This is a genomic window from Planktothrix serta PCC 8927 (assembly GCF_900010725.2).
GTDB classification, from domain to species: domain Bacteria; phylum Cyanobacteriota; class Cyanobacteriia; order Cyanobacteriales; family Microcoleaceae; genus Planktothrix; species Planktothrix serta.
The window spans coordinates 511,072-537,903 of sequence record NZ_LR734877.1; the positions used below are offsets into that span (position 1 = coordinate 511,072).

Sequence of the window (26,832 nt, forward strand, 5' to 3'; positions counted from 1 at the left end):
CAATTACATTGTTGTTTATAGCTAGACTAACATTAAGTTTGAAAAGATTGATCAAAAATCAATTAATCTTAATTACCAATGGGGATTGTCTAGCAGTAAGGCTTGAGCAGCATTCGGCTCTAAGGGACGAGCAAAATAATAACCTTGTCCTTCTTCACATCCTAAACTTCTGAGTAAAGATAACTGTTCTGCGGTTTCAACCCCTTCGGCGGTAATCGTCATATTCAGATGATGGGCTAGGGTAATAATAGCTTGAATAATTTCTAAATTTTGGCGAGTTTCACTAATCCGATGAATAAAAGATCGATCAATTTTTAAATTATGCAGGGGAAACCGATGTAAATAACTCAGGGATGAATATCCGGTGCCAAAATCATCAATACTTAACTGAATTTCTCGATCTCGGAGTTGTTGTAAAAGTTCCGTCGCTGATTCGGGATTTTCCATAATAGCACTTTCGGTTATTTCTAATTTTAAATAACTACTATTTAACTGAGTTTGTAAGATAATTTTATCAATATTTTGAATTAAATTGACTTGAGAAAACTGTTTAACCGATAGATTCACACTCATTTTAATCGGGTGTTTAAATAATGCTTGATTTTGCCAAGCTTTTAACTGTTGACAGGCTTCTTTTAAAACCCATAATCCAATCGGAATAATTAATCCCGTTTCTTCGGCCGCCGGAATAAATTCCCCTGGCGATATTAATCCTTTTTGAGGATGACTCCACCGTAATAGTGCTTCAAATCCGTTAATTCTTCCTGTTGCTAAGGAGATAATCGGTTGATAATATAACAGAAATTCTTCTCGATGTAAAGCTCGTCGTAAATCCGTGTCTAATTCTAAGCGTTGTTGAGCATGATGGTGCATTTGGGTATCAAAAATTTGATACCGAGCCTTGCCTTGCGCTTTCGCCTGATACATGGCAATATCAGCATCTCTTAACAGATGTTCCGGTTCTTGATAGGTTTGATTCCCGACAACAATACCGATACTGGCATTAATAAATAATTCTTGATCATCAAATTGAAACGGCCAACTCATGGCGGTTTGGATTTTTTGAGCTAAACGAATTGCATCCTCAGAATCCTTAATATTTTCTAACAAAATTGTGAATTCATCGCCCCCAAATCGAGCTAACATATCTGTAGATGTTAAATGGGTTTTGAGGCGACGAGCGATGGCAATTAATAGCCGATCTCCGGCAAAATGTCCCAAGGAATCATTCACTACTTTAAAGCGATCGCAATCCAAAAATAACACACCAAATTGATAATTGGGTTCTTCTTGGGTTCGTTGTAAAGCCTGAATCAGTCGATTCATGAATAAAACCCGATTGGGTAAACTGGTTAAGGCATCATGGGATGCCATGTGTAGTAACCGTTTTTGAGTTTTGTGATGTTCGGCTATTTCCTGTTCTAACCGTTGATTTAAGGCGGTTAATTGCAAATTTGCTACTTCTAATTCTGCGGTGCGTTCTTGAACTCGTTCTTCCAATTGTTCATTCAGTTGCCGAATTTCTGCCTTAGCAGCTTGTAAAGCCATTTGATTTTCAATCCGAGCAATGACTTCTTCAAATTGAAAGGGTTTGGTAATATAATCGACACCGCCAACTTCAAAGGCTTTGACTTTATCAATCACTTCATTCAAAGCACTTAAAAAAATCACGGGAATATCACGAGTTTTTTCATTTTCTTTAAGTTGTTGACAAACTGTATAACCATCCATATCGGGCATTTTGATATCTAATAAAATCAAATCAGGTGGAAGAGTTTGCACAGCCATGATTGCCATTTGTCCTGTCATTACTCCTCGAACTTTATATCCCATTTGGATTAAAGTATTAGACAACAGACGTAGATTTTCTAAAGTGTCATCTACGATTAAAATATCAGCCTTAAAAGATAGATTCAAAGAATGATTCATTTCTGGGTCGCTTTTTGCGCTAAATCCATTATCTGGTCAAAAGAAAAATTATTCACTAATACGAGAATAAATTCAGCTATAGGGTTGTGAGATGGAGGAATTTGTTGCACGAGTTTTAAAATCTGTTCTCCATCGGCTGCTGCCGCGCTGTAGTGCAACGCTGTTAACCATTCAGAAGACATAATTTTTAAAGCATCAGGGGTAATCAGGGGAGTTGGCGTTTGTGCTAGAGCTTCTAAAGGGGGAAGATCTGGAGCATATAAATACCTTACCCCCAAGTAGTGGGCAATTTTTTCTAAGAGATTATATTCTCGAAAGGGTTTTTTGACAAAATCATCACATCCTGCTGATAAAACTATAGCTCGTTCTTCCTCAAAGACACTAGCGGTTAAAGCAATAATAACCGTTGCTTGACCTTTTAAATGGGATTTAATTTGTTTTGTGGCTTCATAACCATCCATCACAGGCATTCGCATATCCATCAAGATTAAATGGGGTTGCCATTCGTGCCAAATTTTCAACGCTTCTTGACCATTTTCAGCCTCAGCTACCTCAAACCCCAAGGGAGATAATAATCTGAGTAAGAGTTGGCGATTTGTGAGTCGATCATCAACAACTAAAATGCGGAATTTTACTTGATCTTTTGCTAAACCAATAACTACTTTTTCGGGTTGGATTTTTTTTAGATCCTCAGATTGAGCTCGATCAACTTGAAGATGAAATTTAAAAATTGTTCCTTGATTTAGAATGCTACTAACTTGAATATCACCTCCCATTAATTGGATAAATTTTTGACTAATTGCTAATCCCAAACCCGTCCCTTGTTGAGATTTACGTCCAGTTTCTGTTTGCATAAAAGCCTCAAATACTTGATCCAGTTCATCCGGGGAAATTCCAGCACCACTATCTTCCACTTCAAAATCAAGAGTCAGTTGTGGTTGTGTAAACCCCAGTTTTTGATCAGGTTTTGACTCAGTTTTTACTCGTAATATTACTTTACCTTTTGATGTAAATTTAATCGCATTTGATAATAAATTTAATAAGATCTGGCGAAATTTACTTTCATCGGTTTTAATATATTGGGGTAAGCTATTATCTAATTCAAAAATTAGATCTATTTTTTTTGATTTTGCTTTTAATTCAAACATTTGTTCTAAGGTTTTCAGACAGGAATAAAGATTAAAACAATTCGGATTAATTTGGGTTTTTCCCGATTCTATTTTTGTTAAGTCTAAAATTTCATTAATTAATTTAAGTAAATGTTCTCCAGATCGATTCACAATTTCCAGATTTTCTGATAGTTCAAAATCGGAGTGAGACTGACGTATCATTAATTGGGTAAACCCTAAAATTGCGTGTAAAGGGGTTCTTAATTCATGACTCATATTTGCTAAAAATAGGCTTTTAGCACGATTAGCTAATTCAGCCGATTCCTTGGCTTTTTTTAATTCTATAGTTCGTTCTTCTACGCGAATTTCTAGGGTTTCAAAGGCTTCTTTAATTTGAGATACCATTTGATTAAAAGATTGGGATAAAATTTCTAATTCAGTGATACCCTGAAATTCAATTTTTTGCTGAATTTCTTCTAATTTTCCCTGAGCAATTTTTTGAGAATCTTGATTTAATTTTAAAATCGGTTTCATAATCCATCGTGCGGTTAAAACACCCAATATTACTGATATACATAATGCTAAAAAGCAAAGAAAAATAGTTTTTTCTTTATTTTGTTGTATTTTTTCCATAAAGTCAGATTCAGGAACAACAACAACAATTAACCAATCTAATCCCCGTTGGTCAGAGTAAGGAAGAACCTGTATAAGTTCTCGTTTGTTTTGATGAATAAAATCTAGTTGTTGTTGAGTTGTAATATTTTTAAATCCTCCGAAACGTTTAAGTAAAAAAATAGCTGTTTCTTGCAATACTTTATCTGAGCTTTCAATTGCTTTAATTCGTTGAGATTTCCCCTGTTTATTGACTAAAAAGGGGCGATTTAAACTAGAACTTGCTACAATTAAACCGGAACGTTCAATAATAAATGTTTGTCCTGATTTACCTACTTTTATACTTTTTAAGAATTCACTGACTTGATTCAGGAATAAGTGACTGGCTAATACACCTAACACTTTTCCCTGATTATCCTTAACCACAACACTTGCAGGTAAAACCATTTCAGAATAGGCATGATAAGTAAAAATTGGACTCCAAACTGATTGATTTGTTGGCAATGCTGCTCTATACCAAGGTCGCTGTCGAATTGGAAAATTGGCTGTTTCTCGAACTAATTTTTGAGGATTTCCTTGAATATCAAGTTCATGAAATTGAATACTCCCCTGAGTAGATGAATCAGCTTTCATCATTAATAAGTTACCAGAATAATTAAATCTTCCAACCCCGATAAATTTGTTTTTTTCACTTCCAAATAAAATAAAATTGATGGTTTTAAACGATTGTAATTGTAACCAAAAATGACGTTTTAATCCCTGAATATTATCGATATCAATATAACCAGATTTAATCGCATCTAAATTGAGTTGATTGATTAAATGGGGAACTTCTAAAAATTGATTTAACTTCTGTTCAATTCGATTAGAAATTTCACTCCTCAGTTGGTGAGCAACTTCTTCAACGGAGGTTTGACTGGAACGGAATGACAGCCACCCAATCAATCCAACTGTTGTAAAAAGTTGTAGAATAAAGGGAACAATCAGTACCGATCGCAAAGGAAGTTTAATTAATAAAATGTTCATTGAATTTAATTTTTCTAATTAATTTTTATTTAGAAATATTAATTTTTGTAAAAAGGGGTTTTCAAGATTTAACTCCTAGTTTGATCATAATACACAATCTTTGCTAAAAATGTTAAAACCATTAACTGTGCAGACTCAACAACGACCGATTGCTGTCGATTTATTTGCTGGCGCTGGAGGAATGACCCTAGGCTTTGAACAGGCTGGGTTTGATGTGTTAGCTGCGGTGGAACTTGACCCGATTCATTGTGCAACCCATGAATATAATTTTCCGTTTTGGAAGGTTTTTTGTCAAAGTATTGAAACGATTACCGGATTAGAAATTAGACAGGATTCTGATATTGGAAATCGAGAGATTGATGTGATTTTTGGGGGGCCCCCTTGTCAAGGATTTTCTTTGATGGGAAAACGAGCTTTAGATGACCCCAGAAATAATTTAGTTTTTCATTTTATCCGTCTGGTTATCGAGTTAAAACCCAAGTTTTTTGTCTTAGAAAATGTTCCAGGGTTAACCATTGGCAAGCATCGCCAATTTATTCATGAAATCATTGAAACCCTTCAAACCAATGGCTATCAAGTTGAGGAAAATTATCGGGTCTTGAATGCAAGTTATTATGGGGTTCCTCAAGATCGATCTCGTTTATTTTTGTTAGGATGTCGTCAAGGATTATCTTTACCTAACTATCCCCCTTTCCTTTCCCGACCTCCACAACAAGATCTCGCTAAATTGCCAGAATTAAAACCTTTGGTTTCCTGTCCGACGGTGTGGGATGCGATCGGAGATTTACCCCCGATTGAACAATATCCTGAATTATTATTAACAGATTGTACCCTAGCGGAGTATCAAAAGTCAAGTTTTTATGCTAAAATTTTGCGAGGATTGATTCTGAACCCCCATAATTTTTCCTATCCCCGATTATTTGATTTGCGGCAGTTAACTTGTAGTTTGCGATCGCAACATAATCAACAATCTATCACACGATTTGAAGCGACAGAATGGGGGAAAACGGAAAAAATTAGTCGATTTCATAAACTCAATCCCCAAGGATTATGTAATACTTTAAGAGCCGGAACACCGAGTAACCGAGGTGCATTTACTTCCCCTCGTCCAATTCATCCCTATTCCCCCCGTTGTATTACAGTCAGAGAAGCCGCTCGGTTACATTCCTATCCCGACTGGTTTCGATTTCAGGGGACAAAATGGCACGGATTTCGACAAGTTGGAAATTCTGTTCCCCCGTTATTAGCTCAAGCGGTTGCTTCAGAAATTATCAAAGTTTTGGGGATAATTCCCAGTCAACCAACAGAACAGAAAAAATTAGGCGATGAGGCGTTATTATATTTGAAGATGTCCCAAGCCGCGAAATGGTATCACGTTGATCCTAATATTATAGAACCGAGAAAAAGAGAATCTAAAAATAAAGTTTAAGGGACAATCTAATCCTTTGTACCGATGATCACAATCTCTGGTAAAATTAAAGTAAATAAAGTTAAGTTTAGATTCCCATTGAAATCAATCCTATGGCTAAATATATTAATTCTACAGACTTAGATATTGCTCCCTACATTGACCATACTTTACTCAATCAAACTGCAACCCCCGAACAAGTTCAACAGTTTTGTTATCAAGCAGAACGCTATAAATTTGCTTCTGTTTGTGTGTTCCCTACTTATGTTAAACTAGCCAAAGAATTGCTGCAAGGAAAACCGCCAAAAGTATCAACGGTGATCGGATTTCCAACGGGAGCCACAACCTCTAAGGTTAAACTTTATGAAGCTCAAGAAGCGGTCGAAAATGGAGCAACGGAATTAGATGTTGTGATTAATTTAAGTTGGTTAAAAACCGGAAAAACTGAGGAATTATATCAAGAAATTGCCGAAATTTGTGAAGAAACCGGACAAACAGTAAAAGCCATTATTGAAACGACTATTCTCACCGAGGAGGAAAAATGTCTAGCGGTTGAAGTGTTAATGGATGCGGGAATTACTTATATTAAAACAAGTACAGGCTGGTATGGAGGCGCAACCGTTGAAGATGTGGAACTGATTAAATCAATTTCAAAAGGACGAGTGGGAATTAAAGCCTCTGGCGGGATTAGAACTTATGAACAAGCGGTTGATTTAATTATAGCGGGAGCCACTCGTTTAGGAACCTCTCGCGGTGTGGATATTTTGACAATAGAAACCCAAAAAGAAGATAGTTAACCGTCAACTTAATGCCAAAAGCCTTGAAATAAATTTCAGGCTAAAAGCTAAAACCCGTTAAAACGGGTTAAGAAAGACAACTCTTGAGTCATCTTTAGATGCCGATCGCTCTTAGCCCGAACTTTAGTTCCGGGCATTATTACTTAAGTTAACACTCCTTGGGTTTACCCCGCCCGTAACCGTCAACAGCCAACACCTCAACAGCCAACAATTAATGAGTAAAACCTATATTGCTACCGGAATTAATTTAAAAGGGAAACCTTTTGGAGAATCGGATCGAATTTTAACAATTTTAACACGAGAATTTGGGTTAATTCGAGTAATTGCACCGGGAGCCAGAAAAGCGAAATCTCGGTTAGGAGGACGCAGTGAATTATTTGTTGTCAATCAATTATTAATTGCTAAAGGGCGATCGCTTGATAAAATTACACAAGCCGAAACCCTAACTACCTATTCAGGATTAGGCAAAAATTTAGGCAAATTAGCCGCTAGTCAATATTTAGCAGAATTAGTTCTCAGTCAAGCCTTAAGTGAACATCCCCAAGAGGATTTATTTATTCTGCTAAATGAACATTTAAACCGTTTACAAAATCTGTCTAACTCTCCCTTAATTGCCAATTCTACCCAAATTATTGCCAATTTAACCCAGGGTATTTTCCATCTTCTCGCCTTAGCAGGAACAGCCCCCCAAGTGCAATTTTGTTGTATCACCCAACGCCTACTCCATCCTAATTTTACCGATGAACATTGGCGAGTTGGGTTTAGCATTGATGCGGGAGGAATTATTAACTTATCTGAGTGGACAAAATTACCAACTCCATCCCCTCCCCAAAAATCGATTTCAGGAGTCTCAAAACCCCCGGCTGTTGCTGAGTCGGGGAACCTCTACACCATTGAAACTGTTCCTCAACCCAAACTCAAGATTAATACCCAACTCACCGCCCCGCAGTTAGCGATTTTGCAACACTTAAGCCAACCGCAACTACTTGAGCCCATGGTGTCGTCCCTCTCTCCCTCGATTTCCGCCTTAGATTGGATGACAGTAGAACGGATATTACGACAATATGCAGAATATCACTTAGGCTATGCTATTCGTTCGGCGTTGCTGATTGATACCTTTACCCAGCAATTTATTGTTGACCCACCCTTTTAACAATAAGTTCGGATTTCTCCCCTTTGTTTTGATATCCGTGATGCTACTGATCCAATTGATCATTAAACTGTTAAGGAGAGCGTGAAATCACGAGAAACCCTTAACCGAATTTTCCTCCTAGAGGAATTCTCGTCATGTTTCCCTCTAGCCTGACTGCTCTGAGAATGCTGCTTTAATATTATGTATGATGCGATCGCCAGATTTAGAAAAACAGATTAATTTGAATCACCCCTGGGCCACCATGAAAGATTGGGAGACTGACTCCTTGTTAGAAATTCCCGCTTCTACCTCCGTAGAATTGGACAATGGGGAAAATGGACATTTGACACCTCCCTTTCCCCTCGTTTCTCCAGAGGTTGAAGATACCGGAAATGGAAAGAATGGGGGTATTCCTGAACCGCCCCCGGATGAGGAAGAACGCGGATTTTTACCCGTTTTAAGAAACAAAAATTTTCTCGCCCTTTGGAGTGGACAACTTTTCTCCCAATTGGCGGATAAAGTTTATTTAGTATTAATGATTGCGATTATTTCCACCCGATTTCAACAGGCTGATCAAACGATTAGCGGTTGGGTATCCGCAATTATGATGGCGTTTACTATCCCGGCGGTTTTGTTTGGAGCAGGTGCTGGGGTGTTTGTAGATCGATGGTCAAAAAAAGCGGTTTTAGTCATTACTAATTTATTACGAGGGGGGCTAGTCTTATCTTTACCTCTGGTTTTGTGGCTATCCCAGGGTCAACAATTCGGTCAGTTACCCGTTGGGTTTTATATTCTATTAATTACAACCTTTTTAGTTTCTACCTTAACTCAATTTTTTGCTCCCGCCGAACAAGCTGCGATTCCTTTAATTGTTGAAAAACGTCATTTATTATCCGCTAATTCGCTTTATACCACAACAATGATGGCTTCGGTTATTGTTGGGTTTGCGGTGGGAGAACCCTTATTAGCCCTGGCGGATTTAATTGGGAATTACCTCGGTTTTGAATCCATTGGTAAAGAAGTGATTGTCGGCGGAGAATATGTGATTGCGGGGTTAATTTTGATCCTGTTAAATACCAAAGAACAAAACAATAATTCTCCCCATGAACAGCCCCATGTTTTAGCAGACTTACGCGATGGTATTCGGTATTTAAGCAATCATCCTTTGATTAGGAATGCGCTATTACAATTAATTATTCTGTTTTCCATTTTTGCAGCCTTAGCCGTTTTAGCGGTGCGTTTAGCTGAAGTTATTCCTGAGATTAGTTCCTCTCAATTTGGCTTTTTATTAGCCGCCGGAGGTGCAGGAATGGGAATTGGAGCAACGGTTCTCGGTCATCTTGGTCATCGATTTTCCCATTTCCAACTGGCGTTAATGGGGTCTTTCGGTGTAGCGGGTTCGTTAGTCGGATTATCGATTTTTAATCAACAATTATGGCCGACTTTGAGCTTGATTTCCTGCTTAGGAATTTTTGGAGCTATTGTTGCTATTCCGATGCAAACCACTATTCAAGCTGAAACCCCAGAAGAAATGCGAGGGAAAGTTTTTGGTCTTCAGAATAATGCGATTAATATTGCTTTAAGTTTACCCTTAGCATTAGCAGGATTTGCTGAAACCTTAATCGGATTATCCAATGTGTTTTTAAGTTTAGCAGGATTAGCGATCGCCGGGGGTTTCGTCACCTGGTTAATCTCTCGAAATTCTCCCCATATTGTTGAGTAAGGAGCCCTCCTAAGCAGGGAGATTAGAGGTTATATGAAATCTTTAAATGTTTGCTACGCATCCGTCCCCTGTAGAGACGTTGCATGCAACGTCTCTACAGGGGGTTTAGGAGATTATCTGTAGTATCAATTTTAGGATTTCATATTAACAGGGTTAACAGGCAAGATGCCTGTTCCACATAACAGTCAACTGTCAACTGTCAACAGATCTAAATTTTATGGAAAACGATCTTTTGTTGTTAGAAAAAGTGGCTCAGTTTGTATTAACGGGTCAAGGCGAGAAACCGGATTCTCCTGTTGTCGCTAAAAGTTTAATTCGCTGTGAACATCAAGCGAAAAAAACAAAAGAATCCCATAGTTTTGAATCTTTTGTCGGGAATTGGCGACTCTGTTGGGTGAGTGGAACCCATAAAATCCGTAAAAAAGCCGGAGTTTTTATGGGAAGTGGGTTTTATATCCCTAGATTGTTGAATTTACAAATAGTCTATTCTCGATATCCTCATCCCTTATTAGCAATAGAGCCACCCTCGGAAATAGACGCAGGAATTATTCAAAATTGTGTTCACTTCAATGGGTTGAATTTAACCCTAACTGGCCCTGCTAAATTTTTAGAGAAAAAGAATATTTTGGCTTTTGATTTTACCCGTCTCACGGCTAAAATCTTCGGGTTAAATCTCTACGAGGGTAAAATGCCAGGAACTCCAAGTAATGCTCAACAATTTTATCAAGATTCTATCAGAAAACAAGCTTTTTTTGGCTTCTTTGTGATCACTCCTAATCTGATTGCAGCTAGGGGACGAGGCGGGGGTGTAGCCCTGTGGACAAAAGTTTAAATAGGGTGTCAATCAATGCCAATTTTTAATCAACAGAATCTAAATACATTAACGCCCGAAATCGTAAACCCATTAATTGTTCATAGAGAGGATTAATTTTACACAGAGGCGGAATTGTGACCGTATAACGTAAGAAATGAAGATCTCGCGCAAAAGGACAGGCGGCGGGAATTAAATGACAAATTAAGCTAGCCAGAGTCGGATTATTCACCTCTAAAGTATCCACCCCATTTCGCAGAAATTGTAGAGGATGGAAAGGATTCGGTAAGGTTAAAGTTGCGCTTGGTTTTATCATCGGTTTAACACCTTAAACATCAAGTTTGAGAGAATTGCAGAGACGGGAAATAGTTTTAACTTATCTCTGCTTTCTCTCTATTATTGATTTAATTCTTCAACTACACTGTGATAATTCCCGCTTGAAAACTGTGAATTTGATCTAGAGATAGATGTGATCTCAATCAAGGTCTGTCTAATTCCCCCGATTCGGTCAAAATTAACACCCCCTCCGTAAATCCTTCCAAAATACTGTTAATCCAAAAAGATTGCTCGGTACTCTTCCCTTATGCACAAACCGGATAATGATCAAGCCGTTAGCTACCATCCCTTGAAATCCGTGATTATGATTTGTTTTGATACAAATTAGCTGATTTTTACTTTTTTTAATCTCTATTGTTAACTTAAACTTGAGTTTGTTTATCCCCCAATTTTTAGTAAAAATAGATGAGTTTAGTGGGTTGATTTATTGAATTTTAGTTGCGAGTTGTTTAGCTCAGAATTACAATAAGATCAATAAAAACACAACGTCTTGGCTTGGAGGAATATCCAATCAGTGGAAAAGACGGACGCAACAATTTCTAACCGAAATGCGTGTGTTTAAACGATGCGATCGCTTAAATTAATGGAAATTTATGTTTTTTATTCAACAGCTTACAACTTTAAAAATTACTTCTTTTTTGTACTTACTCAATGTCTACAATTGATCTCAAATCAAGACGTTTCGCTGCTTAAAATTCAACGTCTTGAATATTTAATTCCTCTTTTGATATAGAATTTTCTCCCTGTAATAACTGCCAAAGGACGGAGATTCATCATCTCTAAACGCCCTTAATTTACCTCTGTATACAGATGAAATGGGTTGTAAATTCACCTAACCTCTTACTGAGTCTATTCCTTCTCTATCCTCCTATTATCCTTTGAATCTGTGCAACAATCTTTAAGTAAATTCAGTAAAAATGATATTCGCCGAAGTTTACGCGCCTCTACTTTAGATGGAGTATTTGCAGCCATCTTTTCTAATGCAACAGGAGGCATTTTACTCACTAAATTTCTCGTTGATTTAGAAGTTAATACTCTGCAAATTGGGCTATTATCTGCTATTCCCATGATGGTTAATTTAGTACAACCCTTGGGCGCATTTTTAGCCGATCAAACTATAAGTCGTTATCGATATTGTCGCTTGGTTTATGGTACATCTCGGATTTTGTGGTTAATCTTAGGATTAGCCATTTTTATGATTTCTCCTTCCGATCCCTTTTCTCATCAAACCTTACTGGATTTAACCCTAGCTATTGTTGTGATCACCAGTCTATTAGGAGCGTTAGGGGGATCAGCTTGGATGAGTTGGATGGCAACTTTAGTCCCTAAAAAATTAAGAGGACGCTATTTTGGCTTGAGAAATAGTGCATCCAGCTTGAGTAATTTAATAGCAATTCCAGTCATGGGAATGATGATTTCTTATTATCCATTAGGCCCCATTCGAGGCTATGGTATGATTGTTTTGTTAGGAGTAATCATGGGATTAATGAGTTTAGCCTGTCAACAGTTTATGGTTGATGTTAATCCCCAACTTCAGCATCCGATTGAAACGCTATCATCTCCTATTCTCTCCTCACAAACTGAACAAATTTCTGAGAGGAGTGGTTTTCTATTAAAATTTGGGTTATGGTCAAAAGTTACTACTTTAATTCGTCAAAATCCCAACTTTTTTATATTTCTAATTTACTATGACTTATGGATGTTTGCGGTCAATTTAAGTCTTCCCTTTTTTAGTATATATCTTTTACAAGGGTTAAAGCTAGATGTGAGTTTAGTTACCGTTTATGCTAGTTTACAAGCCGGAATTTATATGTTAGTATTACCGTATTGGGGACGATTAGCCGATCGCATCGGCAACCGTCCTCTATTATTATTAATTGGAATTATTGTATCTACAATTCCCCTCTTGTGGACGAAAACCCATCATAATTCCTTCTCCATTTGGATATTATTGCCTTTACTGTATTTATTCATGGGAGGAACTTGGGCAGCCCTTGATTTATGTAATCAAAACTTGCAAATGGGACTTGCCCCCATTCGTAACCAATCCAGCTATTTTGCCTTAACATCAGCCAGTACCGGAATTAGTAGTGCATTAGGCACAACAACCGGAGGAATTTTAGCCCAGTTTGTATGTAAAAATCCAGAGAATTTATTAATTTTATTTGCCCTCTCTAGTGTTTTAATGTTAACCGCTTTAATCCCGTTAACTTTTGCTCAAGAACCCGGCGGAAAATCTCCCAAAGAATTACTGCAAAAATGGGGTATCGTCATCGGAATTAATCGAAATCTTACCCTAAAAAATAAACCCGCAGCCTAACAATAAAACATAGACTAATGGAGCAAATCGAGAGGAGTAAAATATTTTTCCTTCTGTTCCCTATTCCCTGTTCCCTATTCCCTGCTATATGATATAAAGTTCAGTTACTTTTGAACATTAAAATTACGCCCTAAATTGGCGTTTGTAATCAACTATGGCAACCCTGAACGACAACTATCTCAAACTCAAAGCGGGTTACTTGTTCCCCGAAATTGCCCGTCGGGTGAATGCGTTTGCAGAAGCTAACCCCGATGCCAAAATCATTCGTTTAGGCATTGGCGACGTCACCGAACCCCTACCCGCCGCCTGTCGTCAAGCAATGGTGCAAGCGGTGGAAGACATGGGAAACCGTGACACCTTCAAAGGTTATGGCCCCGAACAGGGTTATGCTTGGTTACGCGAAAAAATTGCCGCTCACGATTTCCAAGCCAGAGGTTGCGAGATTTCTGCCGATGAAATTTTTATTTCTGATGGTTCAAAATGCGATACAGGCAATATTTTAGATATTTTTGGAGACGATAATATTATTGCTGTAACTGACCCCGTTTATCCCGTTTATGTCGATACAAATGTGATGGCAGGACATACGGGAGATGCGAATGAAAATGGGGAATATGGGGGATTAGTTTATATTCCCATTACGGCTGAAAATAATTTTACGGCCGCAATTCCTACCCAAAAAGTTGATTTAATTTATCTGTGTTTTCCTAATAACCCGACAGGAGCAACGGCATCAAAAGAACACTTAACCGCTTGGGTCGAATACGCGAAAGCCAACGGTTCTATTATTCTCTATGATGCCGCCTATGAAGCGTTTATTTCTGACCCCAGTTTACCCCGTTCTATCTATGAAATTCCAGGGGCGAAAGAGTGCGCTATTGAGTTTCGTTCCTTTTCCAAAACCGCAGGATTTACCGGAACTCGTTGCGCGTTTACTGTTGTTCCAAAAACCTTAACCGCTAAAGCCAAAGATGGTTCTGATGTGGAATTATGGAAACTGTGGAATCGTCGTCAAGCTACTAAATTTAACGGCGTTTCCTATATTATTCAACGGGCAGCAGAGGCGGTTTATTCTGATGAAGGAAAAGCCCAAGTTAAGGCGTTAATTCAATTTTATATGGAAAACGCCCAAATTATTCGGGAGCAATTAACCGCAGCCGGATTAAGTGTTTATGGGGGAGAAAATGCCCCCTATGTTTGGGTGAAAACTCCCCAAGGTTTATCGAGTTGGGATTTCTTCGATAAGCTATTACAAACCTGCAATGTTGTAGGAACTCCGGGTTCTGGTTTTGGTGCGGCAGGTGAAGGTTATTTTCGGATTTCTGCGTTTAATAGTCGGGAAAACGTAGAAGAAGCAATGCAAAGAATTACCGAGAAGTTTAAGGTTTAAATTGTTGGGTGGGGTGGGCAATGCCCACCTTGCTTGCTTTAATATAAAAAATTACTTTTTTATCATATAGTAAACTAACAATAATCAATTGAGTTAAAGATTTTAAAAAGAACTATTTTAAATATTCTTCATTAGATAGATAAATCTCTATATTTATTAATATTTCTCTTAAATAACAAATTACTCTTTTTTGAATTTTCAATAATTCATCTGCTGTTGCATTTCTACCAACTTCCTCAAATGATTGAAAACCATGTGCTAAATTATTTTTATTAGTTTTAACTGTTACTAAATCAATTCCATCTCTGGTTTTGTTCTGATTAGTTTGAAATGAAAAACCATACTTCTTCGCTGTATCTTTTATTTCTCTTGCATCTACATTACCTGAAAATAATCTTTTTTTATTCTCTTGATGACGAATAGCATTAAATGTAGCTGATATAATATCAACTGAAATATTTTGTAAATTAAGTAAAAGCTTATCTGTGGATTGAAGATCTTTATCTTTAACTTGATCAATAATAATTTTTTTAATTTCATCTCTGAGATCATCAAAAGAAATATTTTTGGTTATTAATTCCTCAAAAATTGTTTCAATTGCATTACGCATTGTGGACTCTACTAGGTTATAAAGCAACAAATATCCTGTCGCTTTAAGAGTTTTTTCTAAATCCTGGTTAATAGGTTTTATTTTTGTATTGTTTGCATTTCCTATACTTAATTGAATTGAACCTTGCTCTAAATTTTTCAAGAATATAAAATATCGGCTCACTTCTTGAGCCCGTTCATCAAAGTTTTGCAATAATCTAGTTTCCATTAATTACCTAGAAGCTGATAATGAACATACTCAATACGACGATTAACTTTATTTTGAGAACTACTGGAATCAGATTTTGTTAAATTTTTAAAGTCTTCAGACTCTAAAAAAGAAGTAGATTGTGGTATTAATGTTGGATTTTGTCTTAATGCTAAAGCAATTCCTACCGTAATAGATTCAAACTTAATTCGAGTTGTTGGCTCATAACGGTCTTTTGTTTTTCTATAAATATGTAAAGAATTTGGAAAATACTTTTCTACAAATTTTAACATTAAACAAAACTCATTCCTCATCTGATCTATGTTGAGTGAATCAGATTGGTTTTCTTGGTCTAAATAGTTATCCAAGAACTCATGAACTTTATTATCGGAAGATGAGTAATGTTGATAATTATTTAAAAATGCAAAAAAACGTAAGACAAATTCTTGTGGATCTCTTTTGTCAATTTCAGTTTGAGTAAAAGAACATAAATCTCGAAATTTTTTATCTTTTGATAACTCCTCAATTAGATCGAGAAATTTTCCAGGTTTACTTCCTCTACGTTTCTCCATTTCATTCAATTCAACACTACCACTATTAATTCTCTCAAAAAGATCTCTTCTTACTTCTTCATCTGCTTCATCTGTTAATTTAATCATTCTAATAGTAGTTCGGTTAAAACGTCTTTGACGTGATAGGGGTAAATCTTTAAAAGTAAAACCATTAAGAAATTTTAGTTTTTCAAGATTTTTTAATTGAAGTTCATTCTTAATAAACCTAGTTAAAGTACGAATACGTTGTGTCCCATCTATAATTTCTAAACGGGCTAAATCTTCTGATTCTGATATATCAGCGACAAAAATATAAGGTATTGGCAAATCTAACATGACAGATTCAATGAATTTTGATTGCCGATCTTCATCCCAAGCCATTTCTCGTTGATAGTCTGGAATAAATAATTCATTTTCATCTTCATCTTGTCCGTCTACATATTTTTGAACAATTACTTCAATTGGATATTCTAAAGTGTTATAGTCAACACGCTTTCTTTTGTCACGAATTTCTTGTTCAGCATTTTCTTTGAGTTCATCAGTAATCTGCAAGTTAGTCACCATATTTTAATAATTTGTTTTTGTTAAAGTTGAAAATAATACAATTTTCAGTTTATTAGACTTATTTGGCTAAATTTTACTACTTGGCTAAGTTATAAGGTGAGTTAATCAAAACCCACCCTAATAATAATAATAATACTATACTAAAACCTCCTCTACCCATGGAATTATTAAAATTACGGGTAGACGTGGAGAATACCGTCGTATTATCCTCAACTGTTGCCTGATTTCCCCTACAGAGCCAATATTTTAGCATTTCTGTCCTTATGATGCCAACAGATCACTTTCTTATCCCTAAAGTTAATCTATAATTACAATATCATTTACAATCTCTAAAATCTATGCCTGAAACTAAAATTAGTTTAGATGAACCTATGCAAAGTGCTCTTGCTGAAATTTCACGAGAAACGGGAAAAACTCAAAGTCAATTAATTAGCGAAGCAGTTGAACGATTAATTAAAGACTATCAACAGCAAACTCGATATTTATTAATACAACAAGCTAAAGGAATATGGGCTGATCGAGAAGATATCCCTGATGTACAACAATTACGTCAAGAATGGCAGAGATTTTAACAAATTTTATTATTAAATATGCCTATAAAATTATTAATTGATACCGATGTTTTAATCGACTTTTTACGAGGGCGATCGCAAGCTGTTGCTTACTTAATTATAGAGGATTAAAATAATGGATAGTTTAAAGGTAAATGCTTATGTTGGGGATGATGGGGTTTTGCAACTTCAGTTACCTGTAAGTAATGAAGAGTTAGAGGTCATGGTCATTTATCAACCTATTCCCAAGAGAAGCCATCGTGAATCAAAAAGAAGGTTTGAAAAATTGTTAAATCAATATAGTGGAAAAATTTTTAGTGATAGTGCTGAATTATTAAGACAGGATAGAGAACGGGGCTAAATGATGTTTTTTATGCTTCTATTTGTTGAATTGAAGATTTACCTTAAATCCCTATTTAATTCTTAAACTATTACTTAATAGACTAGCTCAAAATTCAAAATTGTCAAGTCCAGAAACCCCTACCCAAGTAGAGTGTAACCCTCCCAACAAATAAGTCAAGAAAACGAGAAAATAGAAGCATAAATCAACAGTTACTCTTAACTCCTCACTATGTACCTGAAAGATTATCCTCACGCCATTGCAAAACGGCAATATGAACTCTTAGAACTGAACCGAGAAATCCGTCGTCATACTCAAAGTGTTAACTTTTTTCTCGCTTCCGTTGACCGTCAAATTGCCTATGATACCACCTTGAAAAACGAAGCTCAACGGAAAGCAAAACGCTTTGAGTTAATGCAGGAAGATCCCGATTATTTGGCAGCATCTCAAGCCTTAGATGAAGCAACGGAAAAACGGGATAAATTAACAGTAGAACTTGATTTTCTTCGCAATCAATTCAGTATTTTAAAACTTGAATTACGAGATGCGATCGCAACCAAAGAAAACCTCACCACCTCCTTTCCGGTTCTACCTTAATTAAGATTTTGACTCCTCTCTCCTTGCTTCTGTAAGAGCGGGGTACCCCCCCAGGGCTGTTTCAGGTTTGAAAAATATAGCTAAAAAGTGGGCTCTATTTTTTCAACCTGACAGCTATCTTCCGGTGAATAAATATTAAATATAAATCAGATTTAATCCGAGGTGTTAAATTTAATATATAAACAGCATAAATTCTCCTTTTTGTGTTACTAATACTAAAAAAATTTGCGATCGCCATGACTTTACTCTTTCTGAGCCGACTTTAAAACAGCCCTCCCAAACTGTTTTAACCTTCATCCTCACAAAAGCAAGGCTGCTCGCTAATTTTTAATCTTGAAATATTTTGTTTCCTATTTTTTCACGATTAAGAGGAAACTTCCCTGAAATAGATCACAATCCAATTCAGGGGAATAGGCCTTAAATTCAGGTTTGAGCTTTTTCAAAAAACCTTGAGAAGCTATGTTAGAACAGAAGTGAAGACAAATTTAGTATCAGGGGTAAAATCAAGCCAAAAAATTAATGACTAACACAGCTACCACCCCACTTTATCCCCATTTAATCTGCTATTTTGGAGAATTCTAATGACAACTACTGCTAATTTAATTCGGATTGCTGCTGGTGAAGTCGGATATACGGAATATCCTCCCGGTAGTAATGGTAACAAGTATGGTCAATGGTACGGGATGAATTACGTTCCTTGGTGTGCAATTTTTATCTCCTACTGTTTTGATAAAATCAGTTTACCCCTCCCCATCAGAAGCTCTAAAGGGTTCGCCTACTGTCCCGACGGGGTTTCCTGGTTTAGAAATCGGGGTCAATGGTTTAATGATCCCAAAGTCGGGGATGTGGTGTTTTTCTGTTGGCGAGGAGATGGAATTGCGGATCACGTTGGTATCGTGGAATCGATTAAACCCGATGGCAGTATTATCAGTATTGAGGGAAATACAGGAATTGGGAATGATGCCAATGGGGGCCAAGTCATGCGTCGCTCAAGAACTCCGGGTATCATTTTAGGTTTCGGACGTCCTCCCTATACCCATTCCGTCCCCTCTCAAACTCAAGCCTCCCGTCCGGCCACGCCAACCCCTAAACCGACCCCTCCCCAACGTGAAATTGCTAAAGTTCCGCCGAATTATCATCAAGATTTAGTGGATCGATTATTGGGTAATAAATCGGATAAATCCCATAAGCATAAATCCTAACTTCCTCTGTGCCAATGATTTGATCTATAGCAGGGAACAGGGAACAGGGAACAGGGAACAGGGAACACCGGAGGAAAAGACTTCACCGTCTAGCTTTGCTACCTCATTCTTTATCCTAACGGGTCTGGCGACTGCTATAGCTTTTAGAGACTAACCGGAGGGTGTGTTAAATTCAGACAACACACCTTCTGGCAAAATTAACATCGCATCTCCAAAGGAAAAAAATCGATACTGTCGGCCGAATTCATTCGCAGGTTGTTCTAATACCTCTTGATATAAATTCAGTAACCGTTCTCGCCCCATTAATGCCGAAACCAACATTAATAAACTTGATTTAGGTAAGTGAAAATTGGTAATTAATCCATCAATAACCCGCCATTGATACCCCGGATAAATAAAAATATTCGTTTTCCCACAATAGGGTTTAATCATCGATTTCGTTGCCTCCTCTGGAGCAGAAATAGAACCCGATCCATCTCCCTCAAAATGTGCGATCGCAGCCCCTTCTAAAGCGCGTACAGCCGTTGTTCCCACCGCAATCACTCTCCCCCCTAACGCTTTCGTTTTCTCAATTTTAGCAACGGTTTCAGCCCGGACTTCAATCCATTCTGCGTGCATTTGATGATCAATAATCTTCTCCACTTCCACAGGTCGAAAAGTTCCTACCCCAACGTGTAAAGTCACAAAGGTTTGATCAATTCCTTTGGCTTCTAAACGCTGAAATAATGCTTCTGTAAAATGTAACCCCGCAGTCGGTGCCGCCACCGCCCCAGAGCATTCAGCATAAATCGTTTGATATTGTTCTGGTAACGCTTCTGTGTCCGTTATATAAGGAGGAAAAGGGATATTTCCAAACGCCTCTAAAAACGGAATTAAAGACTCTCCCTCTGGGATTTCAAATTTTAATAACCGTCCTCCCGTTTCCCCATCCGTTTCTAACACCGTCGCCCGTAATTTTTGAGTCTTAAAATTCTCCTGCGATAAAGGATTTGGTTCAAACTCAATCACAGAACCCTGTTTAAATCGTTTACCCGGTTTGACTAATGCTAACCAACAATGATGTTGTTTTTCTTCCAGTAATAATACTTCTACCACCGCCCCACTACTTTTGCGTCCATAAAGACGAGCCGGAAGAACACGGGTATTATTTAGAACTAATAAATCTCCGGGTTTGAGCCATTCGGGTAATTCTTTAAACAGACTGTGGCGATGAGAGTTTGGAGAATCTACCACTAACAAACGGGAGTGATCCCTCGGTACAACTGGATTTTGAGCTATACGTTCCTCTGGAAGTTTATAGTTATAGCTTTCTAACCAATAATCTAACTGATCCATTCTTTCTAATTTTCCTTGACCATTGAATTGCTTTGATCCGCCCTCTCATGAGAGACTGACTAATACTTAGAGAACTCCATTGTGATCTTAATCCGCTCCAGTTTAATTCCTCTCAATTCCTATAATTTAGTTTGGGTAGAATCCCCCATAAGAAATCGGGTGCTTTTCCCCTATCTTATCATCGTTAATCTTGCGAAGATAGAAGTATAGGGTTATGTTGCCTACCGATCTGATATTCGGAAGGGCTGCATCATTTTTAGTCCCGTTTTGACCTCAATCTGTGATCGACGGGTATTACAGAAGAAGCACAAACACCGCCCTATTACTCTTTGTTGCAGGGTTCCGAACTGGAGTTAAGCAACAAACAGGCGGGACAATCATGCAGGAGATGACCGATGGAATACCTTTACTACCTAGCCAATACAAGCCTTACTTTGAGAGTGATCGACTTTTTACGTTCAAATCACTCCCTCCCAGTTCAGTTTATTACAGTGATTCATCAAATTGATGGCTGGATCGTCAAGATCAAAATGCGTCAATATCTGACACCACAAGAACACGGGGACTTTAGAGCGTTCATGCACGAATTGGGTATTCCCTACGAACCCGATATGCGAATTTTAATGGCCCTTTGGGGCTTGGAAACAGGTCAATCCCCCCTCAGCGTCATGCGTCGCTATCAAGTTGCTGTCGTGTCTCATGGTATTCCTAACCGCGAAGATGTTGAATCCTTCAAAACCCAATTTGTTAGAGGGTTAGGTTACTGTCCCGAAGCTTTAGCTTGACGGTTGACCGTTAACTAATGACGGTTGACTGTTGACGGTTGACTGATAACTGATAACTGATAACTGAATTTAGCTAAATGCTGATTCAATATAATCTTGTAGAATCAGTCGGTAGCCGTTTAGGGAAAAAGATTGACCGATTTTTATCGGGTGAGGAAAGTTGGGAATATCCTTAGAGATAGAGGTTTGAGTTGGGTGGCGATCGCATCCAACTAAAGCCACATCAAACCGACAAGGATATTCTATTAAATCAGGGCGATCGCTTAAAAATAATTCCGCCGTTTGAATCAATTTCGCTTGTTTACTGGGAGTAATTGCTAACAGTCCCCCCTGATCCCAATTGCGTTGACTGCGGGTTTTCACTTCAACAAAACTCAACAGGGGAAGGGTCGTCTGTCCCTCTTGTAATGCAATTAAATCAATTTCTCCATATCGACAATGCCATTGATGATGCAAAATTTGCCAACCTTGGCTTTCTAACCAATGGCTTACCAATTTTTCCCCTAAAGAACCAATCACTTTAGACATAGATCGGTTGTTTGTTGACGGTTGACTGTTGACAGTTAATTACCGTTAACATTCTATCCCTGGTTGCAATACGATGACTAGGGATAATTTGGGATCTACAAAATTTGATTATTATTTGCAATAATTTTTGACTTTTGAGAAAAGCATATTAGGAATTTCCCGCATTAATTTCTGAAATTAGATTTAGATTAGCCTAGAGCGTTAAGCCAGGAAGCCTCTAAAACAGAGTTTAATGGTTCTCAAATTCATGATTTTCCCAGACAGGCGTAAAAAACGCACATTTTACCATAAGTATCCTCAAAAAACAATTATTGAGAATTACTAGCATTAAGTGTATACTATCTTCTTGAAAAACTATTGCATTAAAACCCACCCTTTCCATGTCCATGAACAACATCACTAGACGAGCGTTCCTCACCGTTGGAACAGCCTGGGCTTTAGTCGCCTTTGGCGGACTTAGCCCCATACAACGCAGTCAAGCCAATCCCCAGGTTTTGAATGTTTACTCGGCTCGTCATTACGATAGCGATAATCAGATCTATCAAAGCTTTACCAATAAAACAGGGATTAAAGTCAATATTGTTGAAGGAAAAGCAGAGGAATTAGTAGAACGAATTAAAAGCGAAGGAGCCAATAGTCCGGCAGATATTTTAATTACTGTTGATGCTGGAAACCTTTGGAGAGCGCAACAACAGGGAATATTTCAACCTGTTTCTTCTGCTGTTTTAAATCAAGCAATTCCGGCTAATTTAAAAGAACCGAATGGTAATTGGTTTGGATTTTCTAAACGGGCGAGAGTGATTGTTTATAATAAAGCCAAAATCAATCCGGCTCAACTGTCTACCTATGAAGATTTAGCGAATCCTAAATGGAAAGGAAAAGTCGTGGTTCGTTCTTCTAATAATATCTATAACCAATCCTTAGTGGCTGCGATGATGGGACAAAGTGGAACAGCCACGACAGAAAACTGGGTGAAAGGATTAGTTGCTAATTTTGCCAGACCCCCGGAAGGAAATGATGTTTCTCAAATTAAAGCGGTGGCGGCGGGTGCTGGACAGTTAACCCTAGCCAATACTTATTATTTAGCGCGTTTAGTCGCTTCTCAGAAACCTGAAGATAAAGCCGTTGCGAGTAAAGTTGGGTTATTTTTCCCTAACCAACGAGCCCAGGGAACCCACACGAATATTAGTGGTGCAGGAGTGATTAAAACAGCTAAAAATAAAGCGGGAGCGATTAAATTTTTAGAGTATTTAGCGAGTCCTGAAGCGCAAAAGATTTTTGCTCAAAGTGCTTTTGAATATCCGGCTGTTGCGGGTGTTTCTGTGTCTCCAGTTTTAGCGAGTTTTGGCACGTTTAAGAGTGATCCGATGAATGTTGCAGCCTACGGGAAATTTAATTCCCAGGCGATTCAAATTATGGATCGAGCAGGTTGGAAATAGTTGCAATACAGGTATTTCAAAAAACCTACTAACTGATAATCTCTATCAGGGAACTCTAGGAACTTCTTTGTTTCAATCCCTGATAGGGGTTATAATTTATTTCAATAATTACGAATTACGAATTACGAATTACGAATTGCGAATTACTAATTACGAATTACTAATTACGAATTACTAATTACGAAATTGATTCCGGTTTCAATCCTTAATAGGAATTATAGCTGATTTTAACTATATTTGTAGTGAGTTCTTTAGGACTCTCTTCAGCCGTTTCAATCCCTGATAGGGATTATAGCTGATTTCAACATGAAAGTCTTAGGCGTTGCTGAAGGATATATATATGTTTCAATCCCTGATAGGGATTATAGCTGATTTCAACGTGATTTAATCTCAGTTTTTGCTGGTATTTTGGGCGTGTTTCAATCCCTGATAGGGATTATAGCTGATTTCAACAACTTGTGCGATCGCACCTGCTCCTAAAATAGATAGTTTCAATCCCTGATAGGGATTATAGCTGATTTCAACTTGTCTGCATAATAATCGCCCCATTGACCGCCATTGATGTTTCAATCCCTGATAGGGATTATAGCTGATTTCAACTAAACATTGAAACATTCTCCCTTGGGAATGCGAATTGAAATGTTTCAATCCCTGATAGGGATTATAGCTGATTTCAACATTTAATTGTGGGCGGAACCCAATGGGTTTTAAAATCACTGTTGTTTCAATCCCTGATAGGGATTATAGCTGATTTCAACTCACTGGTAAATCCTTTCGCTACCGATGAGGGATTAGTTTCAATCCCTGATAGGGATTATAGCTGATTTCAACTTTCCATCCAAAAATACCCCCCGCAGTTTTTTCAACATTGTTTCAATCCCTGATAGGGATTATAGCTGATTTCAACAAGTGATTAGTTTTAAAGATTGAATTGCATCATCCCAGAAAGTTTCAATCCCTGATAGGGATTATAGCTGATTTCAACTTTTGTCGCCCTCGACGGTGGAAAGGCTTTATATGCTGTTTCAATCCCTGATAGGGATTATAGCTGATTTCAACACGGTAGTTCCATTAAACAAGGTTTCATCGAGTCAGAGTTTCAATCCCTGATAGGGATTATAGCTGATTTCAACCGAGCGTCGGGGGTTGTCGGTTCGTCAAATTCAGCGTTTCAATCCCTGATAGGGATTATAGCTGATTTCAACCGTAGGCTTCTGGAACCCTTGATATATTTAGTTTTCGAGGTGCGATTCCGACAACCTGATCATAATATAGCATTCCAGCCATCGACTTAGCAAGGGGTAAAAATAAAAAAACGCTAAAAGCCCTTTCAGATAAGGGATTCAAGAATTGCGCCAACCTCATTTCCGCCAAAACAGACTTCAAACCCAGAACAGACAAAGGTTTCAGACCCTAAAAATCTGCTTCTATTTTGAACACCTACAGGTTAGCGCAACTCAGAATTGTTGAGTCTCATTAGATTTGTTGCTGAGTGATCACGGATGACTGATCATGATCCCGGCGTTGACCCTGAATATAGGACACGATCGCAGGTAAAGACAGACAAATCATGCCATTAATCAAAGCCAGTAATAATCCATAAGTCAAGTCGGTATTCATTGTTACTGAGTCTCCAGAAAGGATAGTTTTTGTGTTGCCTCTATTTATTATGAACCCTAAATCTGGAAAAGCCTACCCTGTAATGGTTTGAATTACTTTTAGATTTTATAATTTTTCTAAATCAATCACCCAGAAGACCTTAAAACGAAGTTTTTGACTCAGTATAAATACGGATTAACTTTTTCAGATCCCAGGGAATTATTGTTCTACCTGATAACCCAAATCCGCCAACTGACTGCGGGACTGTCGCCATTTGGGTTGAACTTTAACAAATAATTCTAAATAGACCTTTCCCTCAATTAACTTTTGAATTTGTTGACGCGCATCACTTCCAATAGCTTTGAGCATACTTCCCTGATGACCAATTAAAATTCCCTTTTGAGAAGAGCGCTCAACGTGAATGGTCGCTAAAATCCGGGTAATTTTAGGATCTTCTTCCACCCGGTCAATAGAAATAGCAACGGAATGGGGGACTTCTTCGCGGGTGTGGAGTAAAATTTGTTCTCGAATGAGTTCTCCCATGATGAAGCGTTCCGGTTGATCGGTAACTAAATCAGGAGGATAATAATAGGGGCCGAGATCTAAGCGATCAAATAATAACTGTTGGAGGTGATCAACACCATCCCCGGTTAAAGCGGAGAATTCCACAACGGGCCATTGATAAGGTTTGGCGAGTTCCCGATAACTCCGGTCAATAATCACCGAATCTTCCGGTTTTTGATCCTGTTTATTCATTCCCAGAATCACAGGAATCTGAACGTGTTCGAGTAAATCAACAATATAGCGATCGCCTCCTCCAGCCTCAACAGAACCATCAACAACAAATAACAGAACATCAACGGACTGAATGGCTAATTTAGCATTTTGAACTAAAACCTTACCCAATTGATGATGGGGTTTATGAATTCCTGGAGTATCAACAAAAATAATTTGAGCTTCTGGAGTGGTGAGAATTCCCCGGAGACGGTTGCGAGTCGTTTGAGCAATGGGAGAGGTGATGGCGATTTTTTGACCCACCATCTGATTCATCAATGTTGATTTTCCTACATTCGGGCGGCCAATAATCCCGACAAACCCTGATTTATATCCCTCTGGCGGTAAGGGAATCGTTACACCTTCAAACCCATCCATGTAAAGTCCTGTTCCTGTTTATGACCGTCTTTTGCTATTTTAACTTGCTGCGGGCAGGAAGTTCCGACCGAACCTCGAACCCCTTTCCCTTGATATAGGGAATAAAATTTGATAGAGTTGCCAAGTAGCTCTATCTTAGTGATCATAAGATAGAAACCTAGTCCAACTGAAAAAGCTATTGCTTTGGTGTTAGATCATTCACGCTGGTGAGATTGAGGAGATGAAAACAATGAAATCTAAACTGCTTGGTGGGTTATGCGCCCTAATCGCAGTTGGTACACAATTACCTGCTGTTGCTCAAAATCCGATTGGGGTACCTGTGGTTCCCTCTGACTTTGACTATAAATATCAACCCAAAGATCCTGATACCGGACGGGTTGATCCCCCTATCTATTACAGTTTACCCGATTTAGGGGTACCCGATAGAACTTTACCTTCTGCCTTCAAATATCCGATTATCTATGAATTAGGGGTTGACAAAAGCATTACCAGTGATGCGGTAATTACCGATACGGTGTTTATCCCTAACTTACCTCCGATCCCCAATGGTATTACCTTAGATGATGTTCCCCGCATTCGGGCTGAATATACTCGCAAAGTGGAAGAATGGGGAGAAGCCATTCAAGGATGTCTGGGTTTAAGTCCTTTACTGATCAAAACTGATACAGGCAACCCGATTTTAGTTCATCAACAACCGGCGGGAACAATTGTTCTCAACGCCAATAACATTTCTGTTTGTCCCAGATAAGCTAATTTAACCATCCTGGTTATCCTTTCACCTTCCTGTTAATGACGGGGAG

Annotated in this window: 23 protein-coding genes and 1 CRISPR repeat array; of the genes, 14 read left to right on the forward strand and 9 right to left on the reverse strand. The window is 38.0% G+C overall.

The window, feature by feature from the left end:
• Nucleotides 1–72: 72 nt before the first annotated feature.
• Together PL8927_RS18880 and PL8927_RS18885 are read right to left on the reverse strand one after the other, a co-directional pair.
• Nucleotides 73–1,929 (reverse strand): two-component system response regulator, encoded by a 1,857-nt coding sequence (locus PL8927_RS18880; protein WP_083624700.1) that lies wholly within the window; start codon nt 1,927–1,929, stop codon nt 73–75.
• Nucleotides 1,926–4,676, reverse strand: coding sequence for a hybrid sensor histidine kinase/response regulator (locus PL8927_RS18885; protein WP_083624702.1), 2,751 nt, complete (start codon nt 4,674–4,676; stop codon nt 1,926–1,928). Before PL8927_RS18885 ends, PL8927_RS18880 begins: the two co-directional genes overlap by 4 nt.
• A gap of 127 nt (nt 4,677–4,803) precedes the next feature.
• Here PL8927_RS18885 and PL8927_RS18890 point away from each other — a divergent pair, with 127 nt between their 5' ends.
• The 5 genes from PL8927_RS18890 to PL8927_RS18910 all read left to right on the forward strand — a co-directional run bounded on the left by PL8927_RS18890 (nt 4,804) and on the right by PL8927_RS18910 (nt 10,568).
• Nucleotides 4,804–6,105 (forward strand): DNA cytosine methyltransferase, encoded by a 1,302-nt coding sequence (locus PL8927_RS18890; protein ID WP_269322027.1) that lies wholly within the window; start codon nt 4,804–4,806, stop codon nt 6,103–6,105.
• A gap of 92 nt (nt 6,106–6,197) precedes the next feature.
• Entirely contained in the window at nt 6,198–6,881 is a 684-nt protein-coding gene (gene deoC, locus PL8927_RS18895) for a deoxyribose-phosphate aldolase (RefSeq protein ID WP_083624707.1), read from the forward strand.
• A 214-nt stretch (nt 6,882–7,095) separates the two neighbouring features.
• A complete protein-coding gene (gene recO, locus PL8927_RS18900; RefSeq protein WP_083624709.1) occupies nt 7,096–8,034 on the forward strand; it encodes a DNA repair protein RecO in 939 nt (312 codons plus the stop codon).
• Nucleotides 8,035–8,218: 184 nt separating this feature from the next.
• Nucleotides 8,219–9,736: an MFS transporter gene (locus PL8927_RS18905; protein ID WP_083624711.1), complete on the forward strand. Its 1,518-nt coding sequence runs from the start codon at nt 8,219–8,221 to the stop codon at nt 9,734–9,736.
• Nucleotides 9,737–9,953: 217 nt separating this feature from the next.
• Complete coding sequence (locus PL8927_RS18910) at nt 9,954–10,568, forward strand: hypothetical protein (RefSeq protein WP_083624713.1); 615 nt, start codon at nt 9,954–9,956, stop codon at nt 10,566–10,568.
• 25 nt (nt 10,569–10,593) lie between these two features.
• Here PL8927_RS18910 and PL8927_RS18915 read toward each other — a convergent pair whose 3' ends face one another.
• Nucleotides 10,594–10,863, reverse strand: a complete 270-nt coding sequence (locus PL8927_RS18915) for a Mo-dependent nitrogenase C-terminal domain-containing protein (protein ID WP_083624715.1) — start codon at nt 10,861–10,863, stop codon at nt 10,594–10,596.
• A 906-nt stretch (nt 10,864–11,769) separates the two neighbouring features.
• On the opposite strand from PL8927_RS18915, the gene PL8927_RS18920 reads away from it, so the two are divergent.
• Nucleotides 11,770–13,203, forward strand: a complete 1,434-nt coding sequence (locus PL8927_RS18920; protein WP_197047473.1) for an MFS transporter — start codon at nt 11,770–11,772, stop codon at nt 13,201–13,203.
• Nucleotides 13,204–13,357: 154 nt separating this feature from the next.
• Complete coding sequence (locus tag PL8927_RS18925) at nt 13,358–14,593, forward strand: LL-diaminopimelate aminotransferase (RefSeq protein ID WP_083624719.1); 1,236 nt, start codon at nt 13,358–13,360, stop codon at nt 14,591–14,593.
• A gap of 112 nt (nt 14,594–14,705) precedes the next feature.
• Here the strand turns inward: PL8927_RS18925 and PL8927_RS18930 are convergent, their stop codons facing one another.
• On the reverse strand, nt 14,706–15,410 hold the full coding sequence (locus PL8927_RS18930) for an MAE_28990/MAE_18760 family HEPN-like nuclease (RefSeq protein ID WP_083624721.1): 705 nt from the start codon (nt 15,408–15,410) through the stop codon (nt 14,706–14,708).
• Nucleotides 15,410–16,504, reverse strand: coding sequence for a DUF262 domain-containing protein (locus tag PL8927_RS18935; protein ID WP_083624723.1), 1,095 nt, complete (start codon nt 16,502–16,504; stop codon nt 15,410–15,412). The genes PL8927_RS18930 and PL8927_RS18935 overlap by 1 nt, the downstream gene beginning before the upstream one ends.
• A gap of 338 nt (nt 16,505–16,842) precedes the next feature.
• On the opposite strand from PL8927_RS18935, the gene PL8927_RS18940 reads away from it, so the two are divergent.
• The 4 genes from PL8927_RS18940 to PL8927_RS18955 all read left to right on the forward strand — a co-directional run bounded on the left by PL8927_RS18940 (nt 16,843) and on the right by PL8927_RS18955 (nt 19,194).
• The gene (locus PL8927_RS18940) at nt 16,843–17,076 is read left to right on the forward strand and encodes a ribbon-helix-helix domain-containing protein (RefSeq protein WP_083624725.1); all 234 of its coding nucleotides are present in this window, start codon (nt 16,843–16,845) and stop codon (nt 17,074–17,076) included.
• A gap of 115 nt (nt 17,077–17,191) precedes the next feature.
• Nucleotides 17,192–17,416: a hypothetical protein gene (locus PL8927_RS18945; RefSeq protein WP_083624727.1), complete on the forward strand. Its 225-nt coding sequence runs from the start codon at nt 17,192–17,194 to the stop codon at nt 17,414–17,416.
• Between the two features lie 210 nt (nt 17,417–17,626).
• Nucleotides 17,627–17,992 carry a hypothetical protein gene (locus PL8927_RS18950; RefSeq protein WP_083624729.1) on the forward strand — a complete coding sequence of 122 codons (366 nt, stop codon included), beginning with the start codon at nt 17,627–17,629 and terminating at the stop codon, nt 17,990–17,992.
• 581 nt (nt 17,993–18,573) lie between these two features.
• A complete protein-coding gene (locus PL8927_RS18955; RefSeq protein WP_083624731.1) occupies nt 18,574–19,194 on the forward strand; it encodes a CHAP domain-containing protein in 621 nt (206 codons plus the stop codon).
• Between the two features lie 150 nt (nt 19,195–19,344).
• On the opposite strand, the gene queA is transcribed toward PL8927_RS18955, so the two are convergent.
• Nucleotides 19,345–20,529, reverse strand: coding sequence for a tRNA preQ1(34) S-adenosylmethionine ribosyltransferase-isomerase QueA (gene queA, locus PL8927_RS18960; RefSeq protein ID WP_083624733.1), 1,185 nt, complete (start codon nt 20,527–20,529; stop codon nt 19,345–19,347).
• 395 nt (nt 20,530–20,924) lie between these two features.
• On the opposite strand from queA, the gene PL8927_RS18965 reads away from it, so the two are divergent.
• The gene (locus PL8927_RS18965) at nt 20,925–21,314 is read left to right on the forward strand and encodes a hypothetical protein (RefSeq protein WP_083624735.1); all 390 of its coding nucleotides are present in this window, start codon (nt 20,925–20,927) and stop codon (nt 21,312–21,314) included.
• A gap of 69 nt (nt 21,315–21,383) precedes the next feature.
• On the opposite strand, the gene PL8927_RS18970 is transcribed toward PL8927_RS18965, so the two are convergent.
• Nucleotides 21,384–21,842, reverse strand: a complete 459-nt coding sequence (locus tag PL8927_RS18970; protein ID WP_083624737.1) for a YraN family protein — start codon at nt 21,840–21,842, stop codon at nt 21,384–21,386.
• Between the two features lie 386 nt (nt 21,843–22,228).
• On the opposite strand from PL8927_RS18970, the gene PL8927_RS18975 reads away from it, so the two are divergent.
• Complete coding sequence (locus PL8927_RS18975) at nt 22,229–23,281, forward strand: Fe(3+) ABC transporter substrate-binding protein (protein ID WP_083624739.1); 1,053 nt, start codon at nt 22,229–22,231, stop codon at nt 23,279–23,281.
• Nucleotides 23,282–23,350: 69 nt separating this feature from the next.
• Nucleotides 23,351–24,486: a CRISPR direct-repeat array (repeat unit 37 nt; unit sequence GTTTCAATCCCTGATAGGGATTATAGCTGATTTCAAC).
• 271 nt (nt 24,487–24,757) lie between these two features.
• Here the strand turns inward: PL8927_RS18975 and PL8927_RS28085 are convergent.
• Nucleotides 24,758–24,901, reverse strand: a complete 144-nt coding sequence (locus PL8927_RS28085; RefSeq protein WP_197047484.1) for a hypothetical protein — start codon at nt 24,899–24,901, stop codon at nt 24,758–24,760.
• A 198-nt stretch (nt 24,902–25,099) separates the two neighbouring features.
• Nucleotides 25,100–26,032, reverse strand: a complete 933-nt coding sequence (era, locus tag PL8927_RS18980) for a GTPase Era (protein WP_083624741.1) — start codon at nt 26,030–26,032, stop codon at nt 25,100–25,102.
• Nucleotides 26,033–26,261: 229 nt separating this feature from the next.
• Between era and PL8927_RS18985 the strand changes: the two genes are divergently transcribed.
• Nucleotides 26,262–26,780, forward strand: coding sequence for a hypothetical protein (locus PL8927_RS18985; protein ID WP_083624743.1), 519 nt, complete (start codon nt 26,262–26,264; stop codon nt 26,778–26,780).
• The last annotated feature ends 52 nt before the right edge of the window (nt 26,781–26,832 follow it).